Here is a 4,248-nt window from a genome sequence, read left to right as displayed (position 1 = left end):
TATTTTTTGATATGCGTCCATTTGGCCATTCTTAAATTAAAAGCAGAGTAATTGATGAGTACTACTGCATCGGGTTGGAAGCTTTCAATATCTTCTTTACAGAATGTAAAATTCTTCATGATGGCGGGAAGATTTTTAACTACCTCAGCAAAACCCATAAACGCCAATTCCCTGTAATGCTTTGCCAGCGTGGCGCCGGCTGCTTCCATCTTATCGCCTCCCCAGCCGCGGATTACGGCACTGGCGTCCAGCTTTTTTATTTCTTTAATTAGATTGCTGCCATGTAAATCGCCGGAAGCTTCCCCTGCAATGATGTAATATTTCATTCTTCTGTTGAAATGTAATGAAGATTTAAAGATAGTTAGAATTGATTAGGTTGAATGAAATAGACCTTTGGCACCTTTTCGCCAAGCTGCGTTAAAACACAGGTAAAAACCGGGAATAAAATTCTTGTCTTACAAAGAAATACATCTACTTTTAATTTTCAAACCAAAACTAAAAGTCATGAGAAAGTTAATTTCAATTATTACCCCCCCCCATTTTTCTTTTTTTAATACTTTTTGTTTCCTGTACTAAAGTGGATATGAATCCGCAAAATTCCCAGGAATTAGTTTCATCTTCAAATGCAAAACCGCTTGTTGTACAATGTAACCCCGGTTATCACTGGGATTATTACTGGAAAAAATGCATAATTGATTGTCCGACGGGATATCATAATGATTCCATAACAGGAGCATGTGTTCTTAATGGTGGTACCCCGCCGATAATTATTTCCTACGCAGGTGTTAATATATCTTATTATACTACAAGTCATTTGTTAAGTTTTAATAGCTCATCCGATGTAAACACTGTTCTTAACCAGTTAGATTCTGATTATGAAGCTTATAATACAACTTATGAAAACCAGTACCCAAATGCGACGGCTCTCCAGTTAGATAGTTTGGACAGCGTAAATAATTTTGATCAACTTCACACGTATAAGAATTTCGAAGCAAAATTTGCTGGATATACATCTCAAAGATCGGTTTTTGACAATAATGAAACAACCTGGTTGAACAATAATATGACTGGGAGCGATCCTGATAGTCTGGACTTTACAGTTGATAATTCTGATAATGCGATTTGTAATAACCATTATCAGTTCATGATTGCTGGCACTACTTATCAATGGACGTCAACAGGATTAATTACAGTCGGCGGTCTTCAATCGTTGGTCGTAAATAGTCCGAGCAGCACCTCTTGTTTTTCTAATTACAGAGGAATATCGCCACAATGGTTTGTAAGTACAGACAAAACAAGAAAATGTAAGCTGAAAGTTGCAGTTAATGACTGTATATTTAGAGGAGAGGCCAAGGCGCACGTTAAGAGTTTTCGGATAAAATCTAACGGAAAGCGGATACGATCAAGGCTATCCCTTAATACAAGGCTTTTAGGGCCTCTTCTTCTCAATCAGGCTTGTAACTTGTATAAGAATGTAGACCAAATCAAGCCCGCCCAAGGTTATTATAAAAGATTCGAATTAAAAATTATTTGTAGAGTGCCGGGTGGAGATGCTTACATAAATATTAATACTTTCACAGGTTTTTTCAATAGCGACGTTTCGGGGCTTTCAGGGTCAATACTTCTGTAATACTATTTCGTGTTAATTTAAAAGTTGGGATGCAAAGTTGACATGATAACTTTACCTAGTGGTATACTGTGGCACAAGATGCGATACGATGGCCATATCGGGAGAATTTTACAAGTGATAAATTCTCTTCCAATTTCTAAATTTTAATTATTTGTCTATTAGATTACAATAATTATCTTGTTACATTAATAATATCTGATACATGAAAATAGGAATTCGTTTTAGTTTGAAAATTATAATAGTTTTTATGTTGACGGCTAATTATCCAGATATTATATTTTCCCAAGTCCGAAGTGGTTATAGCATTGACTCTTTGCCCAGCACCAGGAAATATCCTCGCCGTTCATTATTAGGCCTTTCTATATCGCCCTATATTGTTAACAAAGCAAAAGCTACTCCACAATCAGGAGCCTATCACCTTAAAACGATCTACAAACATGGATTTGAAGCGGGGGCTGATTACCATATCTACATCAACAATAGCTATTCCGTAGTAGTAGGGCTGCACGGTGGTGCTTCGGCTACGAATTACAAGCTTTTTATTCCCGGAAGCGACTTTAATCCAAGTATTGGTGGCAATTGGAATGAGTATGGGATAGCTGAATGGGCATATTACATGAGCGTTCCCATTTGGATACAAAAGCGTTGGTTTACGGGAAGTAATGGTTTTTGGAATGTTGTTGCAGGTGTTAATGTCAGGTATTATCCCATGCGATATAGTCCCTATGGTCTTGGAGAGAATATATCAGACGTAAATGGCAATCAAATAAATTTACTGGAAATAAACGCCACAATGGGAAACAATTTGCGCCCATGGCTCAATTATAACATAGGAGGAGGTTACTCGTTATTGCTTCGAAATCATAATTACGTGCAATGCAATCTGGTGGCTAATTTTTCTGATAAGAAAATAATAGATGGAACCTACCAGATAAATGTTAGCGGCAAGCCACAAAGTACCGGAACTTTCTCCGCTAACATGTCTTATGTGGGTTTATCATTCAGTTACACCTCCACAGGCACCAACAAAAGGCTTCATAAGTTTTTAGAGGAAAAAATGAAAAACAGTAATTGAGCTTTAGAATCATTTTAACAAGAAATATTGAAGAAGAAATCAGGAAAGACAATAAGCGAAATTCAAATCTATGAGGTTGATCCGCCAGATTACAGTTGGGTTATTACTAGGAATCATTTTTTATTGCATTCTTCTGCTACCAGCTTTTGCACAGCAGAATAATTTTATAAAAAAAAACATCCCAAAAGTTCTCTTCCGTGGTTCCTGGTTCGGCTTTTATTTAAGCCCCTACAGTACAGAAAAAGGAAAACCTGTAAGCCAATCGGGTCCCTATTCAATGGGCGCCTCAAATGTAAGTGGTATCGAGGCCGGCGTTAATTATTTCATTAATTTTAATAAAGACTACTCCTTACTAGTGGGTGCTCATGTTGGATTCGGTGGAAGAAATTTTAAATTGTTTATTCCAAAATCTGATTTCACCCCGAACCTGCAAGATGATATCAATTTCCGGGGACGTCTCACTAAAGATTATGGTATTTACCTTTCCGCGCCGATATGGTTTGAAAAGAGATGGGCTGCGAAAAACAATTCAACCTGGAATGCAGATGCCGGGATAAATATACGCTTCGATCCGGACGAAGCGATTTATATTTATGACTACGGTGGATTAGATGTAAATAGCCAATATGTGCCGGTGCTCGATCTGGAAGGTTGGGTTGGAAATAATTTAAAACCGTGGCTAAACTACAATATTAGCGGAGGATATTCTTTTTTTCTTTCTAATTATAATTTCCTTCGGATAAACTTGCTCGCAAACTTTTCAGCAACAAAAGTTGTGAACTTTAACTATACCATCGATGTTACCGGCAAAACCCAAAGCACAGGAACCTATTCAGCCAACCTATCTTATGTAGGGCTATCAATTAGTTATATTTTTACGGGAGCGAACAGGCGGCTGTTAAAATTATATGAAAGGAATGCCAACTAACGGTAACGGGAAACTAAGATATTGAAGAAATCGAATTTAATAATACTTAAATATTAACGCAATAACAGCATAAACAACCGTAACCAAAAAAATTCCTTTAGCTGTTTTATCGCGGTGACCATTAATATAAACGGTAAAGAGTAATGCATTGGCAAATAATGATACACTTATGAAAACGGTTATGAGGTTGGGATTCAGTTTAAGCCATTGAATCATTTCCGAAATACTGAAAGCGCTATACCGTGCCGTCTTAAATAACATGAAACCCAATAAAGGTGCAATAAGACCAAGCACTAGCCCAAAAACAAAGTTGTCTTTTTTGAATATCATAATACGTCCCAGGTTTTTTCTAATTCTTTTTTCAGCTCATAATTCGTAAGATCAAACTGAACGGGAACCACACTTACATAATTATGCTCGAGTGCCCATACATCCGTGTCTTCGCCCGTGTCAAAATTTTTAAATTCGCCCGTTAGCCAGTAATATTTTTTCCCATGCGGGTCAAGACGTTCATCAAAATCTTCATCATATTTTGCATACGCCTGTTTCGATACTTTTATCCCATTCATTTCATTCAAGGGGACCGAGGGTATATTCACATTTAATAAAAGATGC

Annotated in this window: 5 protein-coding genes and 1 pseudogene; 3 read left to right on the top strand and 3 right to left on the bottom strand. The window is 37.1% G+C overall.

Going from position 1 to position 4,248, the window contains the following annotated elements; translation table 11 throughout:
- A pseudogene (locus tag ACO1O5_RS04180) lies at positions 1–326 on the bottom strand (lipid-A-disaccharide synthase); the annotation flags it as partial.
- Between the two features lie 257 nt (positions 327–583).
- On the opposite strand from ACO1O5_RS04180, the gene ACO1O5_RS04175 reads away from it, so the two are divergent.
- From ACO1O5_RS04175 to ACO1O5_RS04165, 3 genes are all read left to right on the top strand, one after another.
- Positions 584–1,630, top strand: coding sequence for a hypothetical protein (locus tag ACO1O5_RS04175; protein ID WP_486268582.1), 1,047 nt, complete (start codon positions 584–586; stop codon positions 1,628–1,630).
- 202 nt (positions 1,631–1,832) lie between these two features.
- Complete coding sequence (locus ACO1O5_RS04170; RefSeq protein ID WP_486268581.1) at positions 1,833–2,705, top strand: hypothetical protein; 873 nt, start codon at positions 1,833–1,835, stop codon at positions 2,703–2,705.
- A gap of 70 nt (positions 2,706–2,775) precedes the next feature.
- The gene (locus ACO1O5_RS04165) at positions 2,776–3,633 is read left to right on the top strand and encodes a hypothetical protein (RefSeq protein ID WP_486268580.1); all 858 of its coding nucleotides are present in this window, start codon (positions 2,776–2,778) and stop codon (positions 3,631–3,633) included.
- A 36-nt stretch (positions 3,634–3,669) separates the two neighbouring features.
- On the opposite strand, the gene ACO1O5_RS04160 is transcribed toward ACO1O5_RS04165, so the two are convergent.
- Positions 3,670–3,963, bottom strand: coding sequence for a hypothetical protein (locus tag ACO1O5_RS04160; protein WP_486268579.1), 294 nt, complete (start codon positions 3,961–3,963; stop codon positions 3,670–3,672).
- On the bottom strand, positions 3,960–4,248 hold a 289-nt coding region (gene surE, locus ACO1O5_RS04155), incomplete at its 5' end, for a 5'/3'-nucleotidase SurE (protein WP_486268578.1). The genes surE and ACO1O5_RS04160, both read right to left, overlap by 4 nt.

This window comes from Ginsengibacter sp. (assembly GCF_057362405.1).
The sequence above is the reverse complement of the archived record's forward strand: the minus strand, read 5'-3'. Positions and strand labels throughout refer to the sequence as shown.

Excerpts from the sequence above, each read along its gene's own strand:
- ACO1O5_RS04175 (WP_486268582.1), top strand. The coding sequence starts at position 584 with ATGAATCCGCAAAATTCCCAGGAATTAGTTTCATCTTCAAATGCAAAA.
- ACO1O5_RS04170 (WP_486268581.1), top strand. The coding sequence starts at position 1,833 with ATGAAAATAGGAATTCGTTTTAGTTTGAAAATTATAATAGTTTTTATG.
- ACO1O5_RS04165 (WP_486268580.1), top strand. The coding sequence starts at position 2,776 with ATGAGGTTGATCCGCCAGATTACAGTTGGGTTATTACTAGGAATCATT.
- ACO1O5_RS04160 (WP_486268579.1), bottom strand. The coding sequence starts at position 3,963 with ATGATATTCAAAAAAGACAACTTTGTTTTTGGGCTAGTGCTTGGTCTT.